18 protein-coding genes and 1 pseudogene are annotated in these 15,105 nt (G+C 65.4%); 15 read left to right on the forward strand and 4 right to left on the reverse strand.

Features of this window, described 5'->3' with window-relative positions; all coding sequences use genetic code 11:
• Positions 1 to 185: 185 nt before the first annotated feature.
• A complete protein-coding gene (locus ACWEH3_RS22825) occupies positions 186 to 668 on the reverse strand; it encodes a hypothetical protein (RefSeq protein ID WP_450018868.1) in 483 nt (160 codons plus the stop codon).
• A 123-nt stretch (positions 669 to 791) separates the two neighbouring features.
• Between ACWEH3_RS22825 and ACWEH3_RS22830 the strand changes: the two genes are divergently transcribed.
• From ACWEH3_RS22830 to ACWEH3_RS22845, 4 genes and pseudogenes are all read left to right on the forward strand, one after another.
• A complete protein-coding gene (locus tag ACWEH3_RS22830) occupies positions 792 to 1,703 on the forward strand; it encodes a hypothetical protein (RefSeq protein WP_450018866.1) in 912 nt (303 codons plus the stop codon).
• Between the two features lie 419 nt (positions 1,704 to 2,122).
• Positions 2,123 to 2,304: pseudogene (locus ACWEH3_RS22835) on the forward strand (transposase); the annotation flags it as partial.
• A gap of 105 nt (positions 2,305 to 2,409) precedes the next feature.
• Entirely contained in the window at positions 2,410 to 2,580 is a 171-nt protein-coding gene (locus tag ACWEH3_RS22840; RefSeq protein ID WP_450018874.1) for a recombinase family protein, read from the forward strand.
• 199 nt (positions 2,581 to 2,779) lie between these two features.
• The gene (locus ACWEH3_RS22845; protein ID WP_450018864.1) at positions 2,780 to 3,586 is read left to right on the forward strand and encodes a GAF domain-containing protein; all 807 of its coding nucleotides are present in this window, start codon (positions 2,780 to 2,782) and stop codon (positions 3,584 to 3,586) included.
• Here the strand turns inward: ACWEH3_RS22845 and ACWEH3_RS22850 are convergent.
• On the reverse strand, positions 3,576 to 3,845 hold the full coding sequence (locus tag ACWEH3_RS22850) for a DUF4158 domain-containing protein (protein WP_452358384.1): 270 nt from the start codon (positions 3,843 to 3,845) through the stop codon (positions 3,576 to 3,578). The genes ACWEH3_RS22845 and ACWEH3_RS22850 overlap by 11 nt on opposite strands.
• 429 nt (positions 3,846 to 4,274) lie before the next feature.
• Here ACWEH3_RS22850 and ACWEH3_RS22855 point away from each other — a divergent pair, with 429 nt between their 5' ends.
• The 3 genes from ACWEH3_RS22855 to ACWEH3_RS22865 all read left to right on the forward strand — a co-directional run bounded on the left by ACWEH3_RS22855 (position 4,275) and on the right by ACWEH3_RS22865 (position 6,588).
• Positions 4,275 to 4,859: a GNAT family N-acetyltransferase gene (locus ACWEH3_RS22855; RefSeq protein WP_450018860.1), complete on the forward strand. Its 585-nt coding sequence runs from the start codon at positions 4,275 to 4,277 to the stop codon at positions 4,857 to 4,859.
• Positions 4,860 to 5,093: 234 nt separating this feature from the next.
• Entirely contained in the window at positions 5,094 to 6,272 is a 1,179-nt protein-coding gene (locus tag ACWEH3_RS22860; protein ID WP_450018858.1) for a cytochrome P450, read from the forward strand.
• A gap of 109 nt (positions 6,273 to 6,381) precedes the next feature.
• Complete coding sequence (locus tag ACWEH3_RS22865) at positions 6,382 to 6,588, forward strand: hypothetical protein (protein ID WP_450018856.1); 207 nt, start codon at positions 6,382 to 6,384, stop codon at positions 6,586 to 6,588.
• A gap of 181 nt (positions 6,589 to 6,769) precedes the next feature.
• On the opposite strand, the gene ACWEH3_RS22870 is transcribed toward ACWEH3_RS22865, so the two are convergent.
• Entirely contained in the window at positions 6,770 to 7,684 is a 915-nt protein-coding gene (locus ACWEH3_RS22870) for a LysR family transcriptional regulator (protein ID WP_450018854.1), read from the reverse strand.
• An 85-nt stretch (positions 7,685 to 7,769) separates the two neighbouring features.
• On the opposite strand from ACWEH3_RS22870, the gene ACWEH3_RS22875 reads away from it, so the two are divergent.
• On the forward strand, positions 7,770 to 8,072 hold the full coding sequence (locus tag ACWEH3_RS22875) for a hypothetical protein (protein WP_450018852.1): 303 nt from the start codon (positions 7,770 to 7,772) through the stop codon (positions 8,070 to 8,072).
• Positions 8,073 to 8,107: 35 nt separating this feature from the next.
• On the forward strand, positions 8,108 to 8,842 hold the full coding sequence (locus ACWEH3_RS22880) for an SDR family NAD(P)-dependent oxidoreductase (RefSeq protein WP_450018850.1): 735 nt from the start codon (positions 8,108 to 8,110) through the stop codon (positions 8,840 to 8,842).
• A 72-nt stretch (positions 8,843 to 8,914) separates the two neighbouring features.
• On the opposite strand, the gene ACWEH3_RS22885 is transcribed toward ACWEH3_RS22880, so the two are convergent.
• Positions 8,915 to 9,583: a GntR family transcriptional regulator gene (locus tag ACWEH3_RS22885; protein WP_450018848.1), complete on the reverse strand. Its 669-nt coding sequence runs from the start codon at positions 9,581 to 9,583 to the stop codon at positions 8,915 to 8,917.
• A 109-nt stretch (positions 9,584 to 9,692) separates the two neighbouring features.
• Between ACWEH3_RS22885 and ACWEH3_RS22890 the strand changes: the two genes are divergently transcribed.
• The 6 genes from ACWEH3_RS22890 to ACWEH3_RS22915 all read left to right on the forward strand — a co-directional run.
• Positions 9,693 to 10,526, forward strand: coding sequence for a fumarylacetoacetate hydrolase family protein (locus ACWEH3_RS22890; RefSeq protein WP_450018846.1), 834 nt, complete (start codon positions 9,693 to 9,695; stop codon positions 10,524 to 10,526).
• Between the two features lie 13 nt (positions 10,527 to 10,539).
• Positions 10,540 to 11,466 (forward strand): VOC family protein, encoded by a 927-nt coding sequence (locus tag ACWEH3_RS22895; protein WP_450018844.1) that lies wholly within the window; start codon positions 10,540 to 10,542, stop codon positions 11,464 to 11,466.
• 29 nt (positions 11,467 to 11,495) lie between these two features.
• Positions 11,496 to 12,449: an amidohydrolase family protein gene (locus ACWEH3_RS22900; protein WP_450018842.1), complete on the forward strand. Its 954-nt coding sequence runs from the start codon at positions 11,496 to 11,498 to the stop codon at positions 12,447 to 12,449.
• 46 nt (positions 12,450 to 12,495) lie between these two features.
• On the forward strand, positions 12,496 to 13,797 hold the full coding sequence (locus ACWEH3_RS22905) for an MFS transporter (RefSeq protein WP_450018840.1): 1,302 nt from the start codon (positions 12,496 to 12,498) through the stop codon (positions 13,795 to 13,797).
• A gap of 11 nt (positions 13,798 to 13,808) precedes the next feature.
• Entirely contained in the window at positions 13,809 to 14,555 is a 747-nt protein-coding gene (locus tag ACWEH3_RS22910) for an FAD-dependent monooxygenase (RefSeq protein WP_450018838.1), read from the forward strand.
• Positions 14,500 to 15,105: FAD-dependent monooxygenase (locus ACWEH3_RS22915; protein ID WP_450018836.1), on the forward strand; the 606-nt coding region annotated here is incomplete at its 3' end. The genes ACWEH3_RS22910 and ACWEH3_RS22915, both read left to right, overlap by 56 nt.

Consider the following 15,105-nt stretch of genomic DNA (forward strand, 5'->3'; position numbering starts at 1 on the left):
GAACTCTTCGGGATACGGCTTCGGCATGGGGGACATCCTTCCAGCGAGGAGCAATCCTCACAGGTCAGGAGTCAACCAAACCGAGGGCAGTCCCGTTTCGCTTCTGCGTACTCGCTGTGTACCCGGGTGTCGATGCTCTTCGATTTTCGAAGAGCGCTGACACCGGCCGAGTTCCGAAGCGGTGGCTATCCGAAAATCAAGCCTGTGACCTGTCCAAACGCTGTGCCCTCGGCAGGACACGCATAAGATGGGCAACTGGGAGACTGGAAGGTGACGTTCCTCGTTGCGAGGCGGCCCGAGGCGCTTCTTCGCCAACGATTTGGTTCGAATCCAAAACTGCACTCACGCAATGGTTCTGTGAAATACTTGTGCTGTTCTCCACTGTCCGAGGAGGGCTTGATGCGATCGGTATCGCAGCTTGTTGTGGTCTGTTCCTGCTTGCTGATCGGTGGGCTGGCCGCGTGTGGGTCGCCCGATTCACCGACCACAGTTTCTCCGACCACAACCGCCCCGGAATCGGAGACGTCCAGCGCGGTGACCACCTCACCCGACTCGGCGACCGCTAGCTCGATCCTGTCAGCTACTCCGTCCGTATCCTCCGAGACCGGGCTGGTGATCCCCTCAACCGTGTCGATCTCCGTGGCAAGCAGCACGACCGGGGTCATCATCCCCACCACCCCGCCCACAAACGTGCCACCGACGGTTCCGATTCTTCCGGGCAGGCCGGGCACTGGAGTCGATATCACGACAACTACTGCGCCGCCCCCAGTGACGACCAGTGAGCCCTCTCGATGAGTGGGGACGAGGCCGATTCGACTGGCCCGCATAGTCTTCGTCGAGCGCTGACCGCCGCGGGCGCCATCGCCTCGCAGGGCGCGGTGATCGCCGCGGTGCTCTACTACTTCGGCATGGTGTACACCCGCGCCTGGTACGGCTATTTCGGCGTGGACGTCGGGATGCTCGGTTTGTCCACCCCCGACTACGTCATCGGCAGCCTCACCAGTAGCTACTGGCCCGTGACCATCGTTTTGCTGATCGTCCTCGCCTGCTACGCGCTTCGAGCAGTTCCGCTTGCCGTTGCCGTCCGCAGCCGACGACCCCTCGCCACGCTCCGGCGCTGGACTATGGCCATCCTGACCAGCGGCGCCATCCTGGCCACAGGCTTCGCGCTTTTGGTCATCGTCCGCGACCGGCTACCGCCGTGGCTCGGCTCATACATGCCGATCATGCTTATCGCGGCGGTCTCACTCCTCGGGTACGCCATCGCGCTGCGGGAAACCTATCCCCGCATTTTCAGCCGCCCTAGCGCCGGTCGCAGACGCACACACTCCACGCCATGGCTACCGATCCTGGCCCTACTGGGCTTAGGTTTCCTCGGCTTCTCGTGGGCAGTCGGCTCCTACGCCCATCAGCGCGCCATCCGCGACGCCCGCCTCACCGTCGAGACCGGCTTCGGCGCACGTCCGGTCGTCCTGCTACTCAGCGTCGACCGGCTCGCGATCGAAGGCGGCGGCTCCCAAGTCCTCCCGATCACCACACCCGGGGAGAAATACCGCTACGCCTACAGCGGGCTCCTACTACTGGCGCGCACTCCTGACCGCTTCTTCCTGATCCCGCACCAGTGGACGAAGGCCAACCACGACCGAGTATTCGTGATCAGCAACAACGAGAACGTCCGTATCGACCTCGCACCCCATCCGTAGCAAAACTCTCCACAATTCGGGCGCAGCGCGCCGGTCCGCTGATATAGACAAATCCTGGCCACGTGCCGGTCCCCGTCGTCAAGACCATGTCTCACATTGCAGAATCAGGAAGCGCAGTCGGCAGCCAGTTGTACTCACCACTCCTGGGGGTGCGCAGTTCGAGCCAGTTGATAGCATGAGTGCCGGTCGGACAGACTGCTTCGGCGTACGCGACTAGGAGGTGGTCGCCGCCATTGATTTGGGTCAGGCCAGGCCGAATATTTCGGGGGCATGCGTATAGATGTACGTTTGCCGAAAACCCACCTCCTTCGCGCACTATCAAGGAACCGCATCCGACGTTGATGTGATGCCTACAGGGCGTCGGAAACCGTTGTGCTGCATGATGTCTCGTCGTGGTCATCGAGTTCTCCAACCGGTTGGTGTCCGATGAGTTGTGGGAGCCGGCCGAGCCGCTGCTGCCGAAGTTCGGCCCTCGCACGCAAGGCGGTGGGACCGCACCGATCGACCAGCGGGCAGTATTCACGGCGGTGGTGTATGTGCTGACCAGCGGTTGTCATCGACCAGATTGGTGTCGCTCGCGTATCCGACTCCGCACCGGCGACACCCTGGTCGTGCCGAAACTCGACCGACTCGCCCGCTCGTTCCCGACGCTCGGGCCATCGGCGACTCCCTCGCCGCCCGCAGCATCCGGCTACAGCTGGGCACGATGATTCACGACCCGGCCGACCCGATGGGCAAGATGTTCTTCAACATCCTGGCCACCTTCGCCGAGTTCGAGGTCGACCTGCTGCGCATGCGCAGCCGCGAAGGCATGGCCATCGCGAAGGCCAACGGCAAGTTGAAGGGCCGGGCCCCGAGACTGTCGAAAGCCCGGTAGGCGCACCTGCTCGAACTGCACGCCGCCGGCGAGCACACCATCGCCGAACTGGCGGAGCTGTTCGAGGTGTCGCGCCCGATGGTGTACCCAGTCCTCGACCGCGCCGGCATCACGAAAGTCACAGCGGATGTGGCATGACCGCCGCAACCACGTACTCTATCCCGGCCTGAACACCCCCATGGGAAGCGAGCACCACACTGTGTCGATCACCGCTGACAGAACCGCCCTCACCGACCCCGCCCGGCTAGCTGCGGTACGCCGTTACGAGATCCTCGACGCTCCAACCGACGGCCAGTTCGACACCATCGCGGCGACCGCCGCAGCGGTGTGCGGCACCCCGATCGCCACGGTCAGCATCGTCGACGCCGACCGGGTCTGGTTCGCCGCGGCCAAGGGACTGGATGGTGTCGCGCAGGTCGGCACGGAACCGGGACTGTGCGCGTCGGCGTTCTGCGCCGAGGGCACGTACGTGGTCAACGACGCGGTCACGGATCCGCGCACCCTCGATCATCCGTTGGTACGTGGTGAGCTGGGGCTGCGGTTCTACGCCGCCGCCCCGATCGTCACCGCCGACGGGCACCACCTCGGCACCGTTACCGCAATCGACGCCATGCCTCGGGAGTTGAGCGAGGTGCAGACGACCGTGCTCGGCTATCTCGCCGACCAGGTCGCGCAGCACCTGGAGCTGCGCCTGGCCACCATCAAGGCGGTACGGGCCGAACGCCAGTTGCGCGACGATGCCGAGCAACGCGCCGCTGCCGCCGCCGAGCTCGCCGCCCAGATGCGAGCCGCGGCTGCCGTACAGGCCACCACGCCGCACCCTGAGCACTGCCAGCTCGGCGGCACCGCCGGCTGCACCGCGCCGGCCGAGCTGAAGATCGCCGATTCGTGGGGCGACTCGGCCTGGGGCTGCACCACCCACGTCGAAGAGGCCATCATCAACGTCCGTTCGGTGTTCATCGCCACCGAGGAACTCGGTGGCCTGGCCGCCTACCTCAACCGCTGACCGTCACCACGAACCAACCTCCCGGCCCCGTGCGGCACCGGCAGCCCGGGTCGAGGGGATCCTCAGTGAGGAAGTGACCCAAGAACCGGACCGTCCCGACCTGCAGCGCCGCGCCGAGCCGATTGTGCGGGCCGCGTTTGTCCGCGATCAGGTCCAAGGCGGTGCTGTCGAGCAGGAAGAACCCTCCCAACTCCGAACGGGTCAAGTCACCAACGAACCGTTCGTACGCGGCGACCTGGTCATCAGACAAGAACTCCACAGGCGCAGCCGAACAAAGTACGTCGATATGACTCGCTTGGGCAGACCCCTAACCAAGATCATCGCTAGCGCTAACCGCTGTACCGATCTTCCTCAACCCCTGAATACCAGGCGCTATGCACCCGGGCCCGCACCGACGTCCAGAAGTACTACGGCCACACCGACGTCAACTCCCGGGGAGGCATACGAGCGCGTCGAATAGGGGAGGTCACCAACACGACTTCCCGCCGGGCGAGGTGACGATTGCCCGGATCGAAGTAGCGCCTTTCAGCCCGAGGAGTTCGGTACTACGTATCGCGCGGTGAACCGGCCGATGCCTGCCGGAGGCCATCGAATTGCGGGGTGGGCGTGTGCCTGCGGTACTCGGAAATCGAAGTGGTAATGGTGCGACCGGGCCGATATCCTGTGCATATTCGTGGGGAGGCCGACCATGGACGATGCTCTGCAAATACCGCATCTGAGAGCCACCGCAGACTTGGAACTCCGCCCGTGGTCGTTGTCTGCGGCAGACCTCGAGCTTGTCAGGGAAGCTTCTGCCGACGACCTGATTCCTATAACCACGGATCCGGCGACCTTCTCGCGCGAGGCCGCCACGCGGTTTGTCGAACGCGAGCGGCAACGAGCGACCGATCGAGCCGGATACCCGATGGTGATCGTCCGGCGACGGGACAACACACCACTGGGAAGTATCGGCCTGTGGTTGAAGGACATCGACGAAGGCCGCGCATCGCTCAGCTACTGGGTGGTCCGCTCTGCCCGCGGCCATGGCGTCGCCGCGCATGCTCTGGCGGCAATGGCTACCTGGGCGCTGGAAGAGCTCCATATCCCACGACTCCAGCTCTTTGTGGAACCTTGGAACCGAGCTTCGATCCGCACTGCCGAGAGAGCCGGTTTCGAATGCGAAGGGCTCCTCAGATCGTGGCAGGAGGTCGGCAATCGCCGCCGCGACATGTTCATGTACGCGCGCCTGGCAGCGGGAACCCTTGCCGAAGCGGATCGGACTTGCACCGGTTAGACCTCGATGGCCGGTTGCCCGGCCGTCGCGGGCGATCGTGAACCGATATCACTGCTGGCACAGTGTTCGATAGGCCCGGCGGTGCCGGGTACTCACCTCGTGGTCGACCCCCACGGCCTCGCTTGCAAAATTACTCGAGACTATGCTTGATCTGCGTTTGTACGCACCGCCAGTGGATAAATCCGCTCGAAACATCTGATGAATCGCTCACCCTCTCTATGAGAGGACCGTCCGATGGGTTTTGCAGAGATGCGCCGGTTCCGGCGTGATCCGTTGGGTTTCCTCGAGAATCTGCGCCGGACCAGCCCGGTAGAAGTGTTCGGGCTGCCGTGGGGCGGGTGGTGTGTCGGCGATACGGGTCTGGCGCTGAGGGTGTTGAGTGACCGCGCTTTCAATGCGGGGAAGTCCGAGTTCTTCGGTTCTATGCTGCCTTCGCGGTCTGCTCAGGTCGATTTCGGCCGCGCGGTGCGCGCGATTCTGCGGACGCATACGCCCGAGTATCGCGAGTCCCTGGCGGCGGCGGTGATCGAAATGCCCTCCGTCACCCGCTGGCCCGCAGCGGGGGTCGAGCTGGTGTATCGGTGCACCGCGCACCTGTTGCTGCACCCCGATGGTTCTCCCGAGTTGCGGCAGTTACTGGAGCGAAACGCACGCGTCGGCGCGCTTCGCCCGGCCCGAATGGTGCAGCGGGCGCGGGCGCAGCTGTTGCGCGCCAAGCTGTCCACCGCGCTGAACGAGCAGATCCGGGACCGGCGCAGCACCACCGGCCGCAGTGCGGATGCCGAACCACGGGATCTGCTCGATGCCGTGATCGGTGCCTGTCCCGGCGGCGTCGCCGATACAACGGTGGCGCAGCTGTATGTGCTGATGTACCGGTCCATTGTGGGACCACTGGGCTACTCGCTCGCGTGGTCGGTGCTGCTGGGCAGTCTCCACTCTCCCGGCGCACCATGGCCTTGGCCCGTCGACTGGGTGGTACGTGAGGCCCTGCGGCACCGGCCGGTCTCCTGGATGGTCAGCCGTCCCGTCCCCTATCCCGCCGAGTTCGGGGGGATCCCCTTCCAGACCGGCGACCTGCTGTCCGTCAGCCCCTATCTGCTCCATCACGACAACGAACACTGGACCAGACCAGGAGCATTCCAACCCGACCGCTGGATTCGACCGAGCGAGCACGGCCCATTTGTGCCCTTCAGTTCCGGCCCCTTCACCTGCGCCGGCGCCGCGGTCGCCCACGATCTGGTCACCGATGCAGCCACCGCCCTCACCGAGAACACCTCTATGCGCGTCATCAGCGGCGGTGATACCCGCCCGATCGTGACCAATGCCGCGACCCCCAGGCCGTTCACCCTGCGGCGTACCCCCACAAGCCCTGTCCACGCCCGACCGAGCCCCAGGAAGGAGGTGACATCATGATCAAGGCATTGCTGTTCATCATCACCAACACGCCGACCCGTACCTGGAACCCCGCTCAATACGGATGATTCTGCTACTGGCTGGATAGCTCGACCAACGCCAGGGGTGGATGAAACGTCCCGAGATCCCCGACTTGTATGGCGGGGATTCGGGGACACCATGGTGGTGGGACAAGATCGTCGATTACATCGAGGGCGAGGTGTGGCCCAACGCCAAACCGACACCGCCGTATGAGCGGATTCAACTGCTCGCAGCCGTGAAGGCTGAGCTGGGTACCCGATCGTCGATGACCTGGTGTGGCCTGATCGTGTTATAGATGACCTGCTCGATCACACCGTTCGCCTGGGGTGATCACACCCGCGGGCGGACATGTCGCAAGCGCGGCAGGGGCAGGTTCGTGTGTCGACCTCGGCCAACGATGCTTTTCGTTGGTTCTATTCCCGTAAGGGGTCGATGTCGTTCGTCTGCTGTGGGCTCACAGCGGGCCAGTGCATCAGTCAGGTTGTCGTGCCGGGAGCCTGGGGCGAGTTGCGATGTTGCAGCGACGGGGTCGACCACAGCCCGTGGTTCGGCAACGAGCTGGTCGACAAAGCCGCTGCCACGAACGACGCGACTAGTGGTCGGCGATCGTGTTCGTTCCAGGCGAGGACCAGGCTGCTGGGTGGGGCGTCGGTCACCGGAACGCACACCAGCCCGGGCGGGACCGGTTCGACCAGTGAGCGGGGTAGCACTCCGATCATTCGGCCCAGCGTGATCATGTGGAACAGCTGAACCGCATCAGCGACCTCGGGGCCAGTGCCGTCGCCGCCCGGGACCCCTTTCCAGCGGGGCAGCGTTTCGCCCTCCAGATCGGACAATCGCACCGAATCTCGCCCGGCCAGCCGGTGTCCGGTCGGGACGATGACCACGCGCTCCTCGGTGTGCAGCGTCTCGTGGGCCAGGCCGTCGAGATCGTCGAACGGTGCGTAGAGCAGGCCGACGTCGGCACGGCCGTTGCGCAGGAAATCGGTGCGATCGGCGGGGCCGCTGAACAGGATGTCCACCCGGCGGGCATCGGGTTGGTGGGCGTACTCGGCCAGGATCGACGACAACAGACCGGCGTCGCCGCCGGGCTTCAGCACCAGCCGCAGGTGGACCTGGGTGTCGGCGGCGCGCCGGGTGTTGCGGACGGCGGCACCGACTGCGTTCAGCGCATGGCGCCCGTGTTCCTGCAGCGCCACTCCGGCCGGAGTGAGCTCGACGTGCCGGCTGGAGCGGACGAACAGCGGCGCGCCGAGCCGGGTCTCGATACGCCGGATCGCCTTCGACAGCGCGGGCTGGGCGATCGAGAGCCGGACCGCAGCCCTGCCGAAGTGCAGCTCATCGGCGACCGCGAGGAAATATTCGAGCTCGCGGGTCTCCAGTTCAACCATGCCTCCAGGTTATCGCCGAATGTCGAATAGGTCTTGGACACCGGCACTCGAGGGCACGAAGAATTGCGACATGATCCACCACACGATGATCGTTTCTTTCGATCGACCGCTGCCCGATGCCGACTTGAATCAGTATCTGGCGGATATCGAACAGGTTATGGGTGACACCGGTTTGGTGCAGTCGTTCGCGGCCTGCCGGCATCTCCCCGTCCCCGGCGAGGAGGCCATTCCGGCGCTGATCGCCACCGCGATCGTGCAGATCGGCGTCGCCGATATGGACACGCTGGCGAAGGCGTTCACCGCACCTGGCATGCACGAGGTCATCGACCGCTGGCAGTCGCGACACCCGTACAAGGTCGCCTGGGCGAACCACGAGGTGCTGGCATGAGCGGCGCAGCATTCACCAGCGGCACAGTTCGGAAAGTGGGGCTGGTCACCGGCGCCGGCAGTGGGATCGGGCGCGCGGCGGCGATCGAGTTCGCCCGGCAGGGTGCCGCGGTCGCCGTGCTCGATATCGACGTGAATGCGGCGGCCGAGACCGTCGAGTTGATCAGTCGAGACGACGGAGAAGCAGTGGCGATCACCGTCGACATCGCCGACGAAGGCTCTGTGCGGGCGGCCGTGGAGCGCACGGTCACGGCCTATGGTGGCCTCGACTTCGCCGTGAACAACGCCGGTATGGCATCGCATCATCGGCGGCTCGACCAGATGAGATTGGACGAGTTCGAACGCGTGGTGCAGGTCAACCTGGCCGGGACGTTCCTGTGCATGAAATACGAACTGCCCTTGCTGAAAAGCGGCGGCGCGATCGTCAATATCGCCTCCAACGGCGGCCTGTATGCGATTCCGACCGCGCCCGCCTACGTGTCCGCCAAGCATGGCATTGTCGGGCTCACCAAGGTTGCGGCGGTCGACTACGCGCCCAACGGCATTCGGGTCAATGCCGTCTGTCCGGGCCCGACCCTCACGCCCGGGTTCGAGCAGGTGGCGGCGAGTGCCCCGGGCATCGACATGATCGCGATGCAAGCGTCGACCACGCCGCTGGGTCGGCTGGCGACGCCGGAAGAGGCCGCCGCGGCGGCGGTCTGGCTCTGTTCGGACGCCGCGTCCTTCGTCACCGGGATCGCGTTGTCGGTCGACGGCGGGCGGCGGGCATAACGCGGTCTGGCAGGAGGGGCCATGCCCACTTCGGCGGATCGCGTCGTCGACCGACGATCACCGAGGCCGGGATCACGCGCCCTGGTAGGCCTCGAGCAGCAACTTCGTGGTGAGCTCGATGTGGTCGCGGAGCGCTTCGACAGTGCCCGGGATGTCCCGCTCGATAGCGCGTTCGCAGAGCAGCCTGTGTTCTGCGGCGACATCCCGGTCACTGTGTTCGGTCGGTTCGCGGGCCCAGCATCGGTAGACCTCGGCGGAGTCACGAAACTGGGTTGCGGTCTGCCGCAGCTTGCGGTTGGGACAACCCTCCAAGAGGGCCTGGTGGAACCGCGAATGTGCGCTGAGCCAACGTTCATTGATCGCGCCGTTCGCGTCGATGTACGGCGTGCGCGCCAGATTGTGGTGAGCCGCAAGCAGATCGGATTCCCACTCGACGGTCCCGTGTGTCAGAGATTCGCGCACTACGTGCGTTTCGATGACCACCCGCGCTTCGGTGAGGTCCCGAAGGTCGGCGGGGGAGACGTCGACCACCCGAAACCCTTGCTGCGGCGCGAAAGTGGCGAGCCCCTGGCCCACGAGCCGGGGGAGTGCTTCGCGCAGCACGCCGCTGCTGGCATCGTAGTCGCCTTTGAGAGCTTCCACGCGCAACCGAGATCCGGGTTCATGGCGACCGTTGAGGATATCCGCGCGCAGGCGCAGGTAGACGTCCTCGACACGGGTCGTGCTGGGAGCGTGGGCCATGTCGTAAATCGTACCTGATCACGTATTACCCAAAAAATCTCGAGATTTTGTTGACTTGTCGAGATAATTGGGTGTTCACTTGGTGGAGAACAGCGGAAGGACGCAGAGGATGAGAACGACAACGCGGTCGGGCCGGATGTGCCTGGTCTCGGGCGACAAGGTGATCGACGTCGAGCAGGCGAGCGGTGGCCGGTTTCCAGCCGATCCGCTCGCTGTATTCGAGCGGTGGGCGGCCTTCGTGGAGTGGGCGCACGCGCAGCCCGATGGACCGGTCGCGCCCGCGGGGCCTGCGGGGAGCCCGTCGCCGACGCCGCGGCAGGTGTTCGCCATCGGGCTGAACTACCGTGACCACGCAGCTGAGGCCGGACTCGGGATTCCGGAGTCGCCGGCCACTTTCACCAAGTTCCTCACCTCCCTCACGGGCCCGGAGACCCAACTGAGGCTGCCCAGCGAGTTCGTCGACTGGGAGGCGGAGCTCGTGGTGGTGATCGGCCGCCGCGCGGAGCGGGTCGCGGCCGAGGACGCGTGGGGCCATGTGGCGGGATTGACTGTGGGGCAGGACTTTTCCGAGCGGGCCGTGCAGTCCGTTGGGCCGGTTCCGCAGTTCTCGCTGGGCAAGTCGTTCCCGGGGTTTGCCCCGACGGGACCGGCCCTGGTGACCGTCGATGAGTTCGCCGACCCCGACGATCTGTCGATCGAGTGCCTGATCAACGACGAGATTGTGCAGAAGTCACGCACGTCGTCGATGGTCTTTCCGGTCGCTGAGCTGATCGCCCGCCTCTCGGCGGTGTGCCCGTTGCTCCCCGGCGACCTGATCTTCACCGGCACGCCGTCCGGTGTCGGACATGCCCGCACCCCGCAGCGCTACCTCCGCCCCGGCGACCAGGTCGTGACCCGGGTCGAGGGCATCGGGCAGCTTCGCCAGACCTGCGTCGCCGCGTGAGAGGAGCAGTTCCATGGCACTGCACAGGCTGAAGTCGCTGACCGTGGGCGTCCCTGACGTCACCCGAACAGCCGACTACTACACCGACTTCGGACTGGAACAGATCGCTCCAGCCAGGTTCGCCACGGTCGAAGGCGGCGAGCAATTCGTGCTCGCGCCCTCGCCGGTCCGCCGTTTGCTCGGTATGGCGATCTCCGTCGACGACACCGACGACCTCGGCCGCATCGCCGCTGCTCTGAAGAGGCTGGACGTACCCGTCCAATGGGACGCGGGCACCCTGCACGCCCGGGAGCCGATTGCCGACATCGCGGTCGAAGTCATCGTCGAGCCACGGCTGGTGCGGACACCAGTACCGGCTACCCGTTACAACGGGCCCGGCCGATTGGATCGAGCCGATACCCGGGCGCCCGCGCTGTCGCGGACGTACCCGGTGCGACCGCTCGCACTTGGGCATGTCGTGATCGGGACCGTCGAGCAAGCGTCGACCCAGCGGTTCTTCACGGACGGAATCGGTTTCAAGGTCAGCGATGTGGTGCCCGGGCGGGCGGCGTTTCTGCGGTGCTCCACCGATCACCACAACGTGCTGGTACAGCAGGCGCCGATCAACTTCCTGCACCACACCTCCTGGCAAGTGTCCGATGTGGACGACGTCGGCAGGGGCGCGATGAGCATGCTCGCCGAGCACCCGGAACGCCATGTCTGGGGATTGGGCCGGCACCACATCGGGTCGAACTTCTTCTGGTACCTCGAGGATCCCGCGGGGAATTTCTCCGAGTACTACTCCGACATGGATGCCATCGTCGACGACCAGCTCTGGACTCCACGGTCGTTCGAGGGCCTCCGCTCACTCTACGAATGGGGGCCACCGCCGCCTCCGTCGTTCATCAACCCCGAAGACCTCGCCGCGCACATGACCGGCGCACACACGGAAAATAGCTGAGAGCTACCCGACAGAGAAAGGCAAATGCCTTGGGCCTCATCGCGATAGAAGAAGCCTTCGCCATCCCCGAACTGCTGGGCAGGTACCCGGCCCCCAAGACGATCACGGCCGCCCACTGGGTTGAGGACTGGGTGAAGCGACTGTGCGATTACACGACCTACCGGCTGCCCGACATGGACCGGCACGGCATCGACATCCAAGTGCTGTCGCTCACCGCCCCCGGTATCCAGGGTGTGACCGACGCCCGGCAAGCGGTCACGGACGCCCGCTTGGCCAATGACCACCTTGCCGATGTGATAGCCGCTCACCCGACCCGATTCCGCGGCCTGGCCGCGGTGCCACTCCAGGACCCCGAGGCCGCCGCGGCCGAACTCCGCCGTGCTGTCGGTTCACTCGGGCTCAGCGGAGCACTCGTCAATGACCACACCCAAGGCATCTATCTCGACGATCCGCGATACGACCCTGTGTGGGCCGTCCTCGAGGAGCTCGACGTGCCGCTGTACCTGCACCCGGGCGCCCCGCCGGCCGAACCGTGGGGTGTGCTCGCCGGTCGTCCGGAACTGCAAGGCCCCTTGTGGAGTTGGGGCGCAGAGACGAGTGGGCATGCCCTCCGGATCGTTTTCGGCGGGGTCTTCGATCGCCATCCCCGGGCCAAGGTGATCCTCGGTCACATGGGCGAGTTCCTGCCGTTTCAGCTCGCGCGGCTCGACTCGCGCTACGCCCCACAGGCAGACCGAACACTCGCCCGGAAGCCGTCGGCGTACTTCGGCAGCAACATCCTGATCACCACCAGCGGCGTCTGCTCACCGGCGGCACTCGCCGGCGCCGTCCTGGCGATCGGTGCCGACGCCATCATGTTCGCCGTCGACTACCCATACGAAGACACCGCCGAGGCCGTCCGGTTCCTCGAACAGGCCCCGATCAGCGACACCGACCGCGCAAAGATCGGCCACGGCAACGCCGGACGAGTGCTGCACCTGTAGGCGTGTCACGAAAAGACCGTGGCCCGAGCAACGAAGGAATCCGTACGTGGGCACATCACAACCCGGCGTGAGCGCCGGCGAATCACCGGGGGAAGTGTCGTCCCTACCGTGGAAGGCCCTGGCGATCGGGCTGGCGGTGATGACACTGGAAGGCTACGACCTCGTCGCCTTCGGCGCGACGACGCCGCTGTTGCTCCGCTACGAGCGGTGGCACCTTTCCCTGTCGGAGCTCGGTGTGCTGGGCAGCCTCACACCCGTAGGAATGTTGGTCGGCGCCCTACTCGTCGGCCAGCTCACCGATCGATACGGGAGACGACGCACCACGCTGGTCAGCCTTGTGGTCGTCTCCCTGGGAATGTTCGCGTGCGTATTCGCTCCCACCCCGGAACTGTTCGGCATCGACCGATTCATCGTCGGCCTCGGGGTCGGCGCGGTCTACCCTGCGATGGGACCGCTGATCTTCGAGCTGGCACCCGCAGCGCGAAAGAACCTGAGTGCGGCGATCGTGCAGTGCGGCATCACGATCGGTGGATCACTGGCCGCCATGGTGGCCAACGCATTCCTGCACGGACACGATTTCCGGCTCGAGTACCTCGTCGGCGGTTGCGTCGGGGTGCTGCTAGTGCCGATGGCCTACTGCTGGCTGCCCGAATCACCGGCATATCTACGCAATGACGCCGAAGCGCCGAATGCTCTCCGCAACGGTGGAATGCGCCTTGTGCTGCGGTCACCGTTCCTGGGAACGACAGTGCTGTTCTGTGGCATGGTGATCTGTTCGTTCCTGCTCATCTTCGGGATCAACACCTGGTTACCGCAGTTGATGCAGTCGGCGGACTATCCACTGGGTTCCTCCTTGACCTTCCTCATGCTGCTCAACTTCGGAGCGACCGTCGGAGGGCTGGTGATAGCGGTGCTCGCCGACCGCATCGGGTCGAACGGACCCATCATCGCCTGTTTCGTCGTCGCCGTCTGCGCCGTCGTCGGGCTGAGCATCAAGTCGCCGACAGCGATTCTCTACGCCATCGTGATGATCGGCGGCGCAGGCGCGCTCGGTGTGCAAGGGCTGATCAACACCTACATTTCGCGTACCTACCCGGCGCATGCCCGGGCCAGCGCGATCGGTGTTGCGTTGGGACTCGGCCGCATCGGCGCTATCGCCGGCCCCACCCTCGGCGGATGGATACTCGCCGCCGACTTCGCACCGAGGTGGAACTTCGTGCTCTTCGCGATACCGGCACTGCTCGGCGCGGTTCTTACTCTTGCCCTTCGCTCGCGAAAACCCCTGCAGCACAACGGGGATAACCATGTCATGCGGTCGACTGACGAGCCGGCCGAACCGGCACGATGAGAGAGACGATCATGGACACATACGACATCGCTGTCGTGGGCTGCGGACCGGTCGGACTGGCCCTCGCCAGGCTGCTGAGCGCGAAGGGGTTGCGGGTCGCCGCGATCGATCCGAACCGGATCGTCTGCCACCATCCGCGCGCCACCCACCTCGACGACGAATCGATGCGCACCCTGCAGACGCTGGGTGCGGCCGATATGGAGCAGCAGTTCCTGCGCCAGGCCGGGTGGACTCTGCAACGGCCGGACGGCACGCCGTTTCTCGAATTCGCCACGCCGAGGGAGGAATCCGGCCAGGGATGGCGCACCGACTACCAGTTCCACCAACCCGACTTCGAGTCCCGGCTGCGTGGTCTGCTCGCGAGTGACCCGAATGTAGATCTCTGGTTCGGCTGGACGGTCACCGCGCTCGAGCAGGACACCGGTGCGGTAACCGTGACGATAGCCGACAGCGCGACACGCCGGGTGACGGCGCTGACAGCGGCCTATGTTGTGGGATGCGACGGCGCGAACTCGTTCGTGAGGCAGGCGATGGGCGCGGAAATCGAGGACCTTCAGGGGACACAGCGCTCCCTCATCATCGACATCCATCCGTTCCAGCACCCCCCGGCACTGTCCCCGACGAGAGGTTTCATCCTGTGCCAGGGACAGCGCCCCGTGACCTACGTGCCGATCTTCCCGCCGATGCTGCGGTTTCGAATTCATGCTTCAGGACGGCGACGACGCCGCGGAACTCGAACGCCCACAGTCGGTGTATGACGCGCTCAGCCGCTGGATCGAACCGGGCAGCTACCGCATCATGCGCACCGGCACCTACGAGTGGCACGCCCGGCTCGTGCGCGGCTGGCGATCAGGAAGACTGCTCCTCGCCGGTGACGCCGCACACGAGATGCCACCGATGCTCGGACAAGGCATGTGCTCCGGACTCCGAGACGCCGCGAACCTGGCCTGGAAACTCGCCGCCGTTGCCCAAGGCACCGGGCCGGAGAGCCTGCTCGATACCTATGAGAGCGAGCGCGCCGCGCACGTCCGCCCGTACATTGTCGAATCCGCGCGGCAATCCAATCTCATCGAGTCGTTCGGAACCACGGGGAACCACCCGGAACTGGTAGAACCGCAAACCCTCGAGCCGTTCCGGCTGCCCTTGGGGCCCGGACTCGTCGAGCGACCGGGTAAGGCGGTCGGCCGGTTGAGCCCCCAGCCCCGGGCCGCGGACGGCGCGCGACTCGACGATGTCACCGGATACAACTTTGCCGTCGTCGGCCGCCGAGCTGTGACCGACGCCGTATCGGCCGAGATCGCGGATCTG

The organism is Nocardia sp. NPDC004718 (assembly GCF_053601535.1).

What these genes read in the sequence shown, in the direction of transcription:
- ACWEH3_RS22860 (WP_450018858.1), top strand. Translation starts at nt 5,094, where the DNA reads ATGGGTTTTGCAGAGATGCGCCGGTTCCGGCGTGATCCGTTGGGTTTC.
- ACWEH3_RS22870 (WP_450018854.1), bottom strand. Translation starts at nt 7,684, where the DNA reads ATGGTTGAACTGGAGACCCGCGAGCTCGAATATTTCCTCGCGGTCGCC.
- ACWEH3_RS22865 (WP_450018856.1), top strand. Translation starts at nt 6,382, where the DNA reads ATGAAACGTCCCGAGATCCCCGACTTGTATGGCGGGGATTCGGGGACA.
- ACWEH3_RS22830 (WP_450018866.1), top strand. Translation starts at nt 792, where the DNA reads ATGAGTGGGGACGAGGCCGATTCGACTGGCCCGCATAGTCTTCGTCGA.
- ACWEH3_RS22875 (WP_450018852.1), top strand. Translation starts at nt 7,770, where the DNA reads ATGATCGTTTCTTTCGATCGACCGCTGCCCGATGCCGACTTGAATCAG.
- ACWEH3_RS22895 (WP_450018844.1), top strand. Translation starts at nt 10,540, where the DNA reads ATGGCACTGCACAGGCTGAAGTCGCTGACCGTGGGCGTCCCTGACGTC.
- ACWEH3_RS22855 (WP_450018860.1), top strand. Translation starts at nt 4,275, where the DNA reads ATGGACGATGCTCTGCAAATACCGCATCTGAGAGCCACCGCAGACTTG.
- ACWEH3_RS22885 (WP_450018848.1), bottom strand. Translation starts at nt 9,583, where the DNA reads ATGGCCCACGCTCCCAGCACGACCCGTGTCGAGGACGTCTACCTGCGC.
- ACWEH3_RS22890 (WP_450018846.1), top strand. Translation starts at nt 9,693, where the DNA reads ATGAGAACGACAACGCGGTCGGGCCGGATGTGCCTGGTCTCGGGCGAC.
- ACWEH3_RS22910 (WP_450018838.1), top strand. Translation starts at nt 13,809, where the DNA reads ATGGACACATACGACATCGCTGTCGTGGGCTGCGGACCGGTCGGACTG.
- ACWEH3_RS22840 (WP_450018874.1), top strand. Translation starts at nt 2,410, where the DNA reads ATGATTCACGACCCGGCCGACCCGATGGGCAAGATGTTCTTCAACATC.
- ACWEH3_RS22825 (WP_450018868.1), bottom strand. Translation starts at nt 668, where the DNA reads ATGATGACCCCGGTCGTGCTGCTTGCCACGGAGATCGACACGGTTGAG.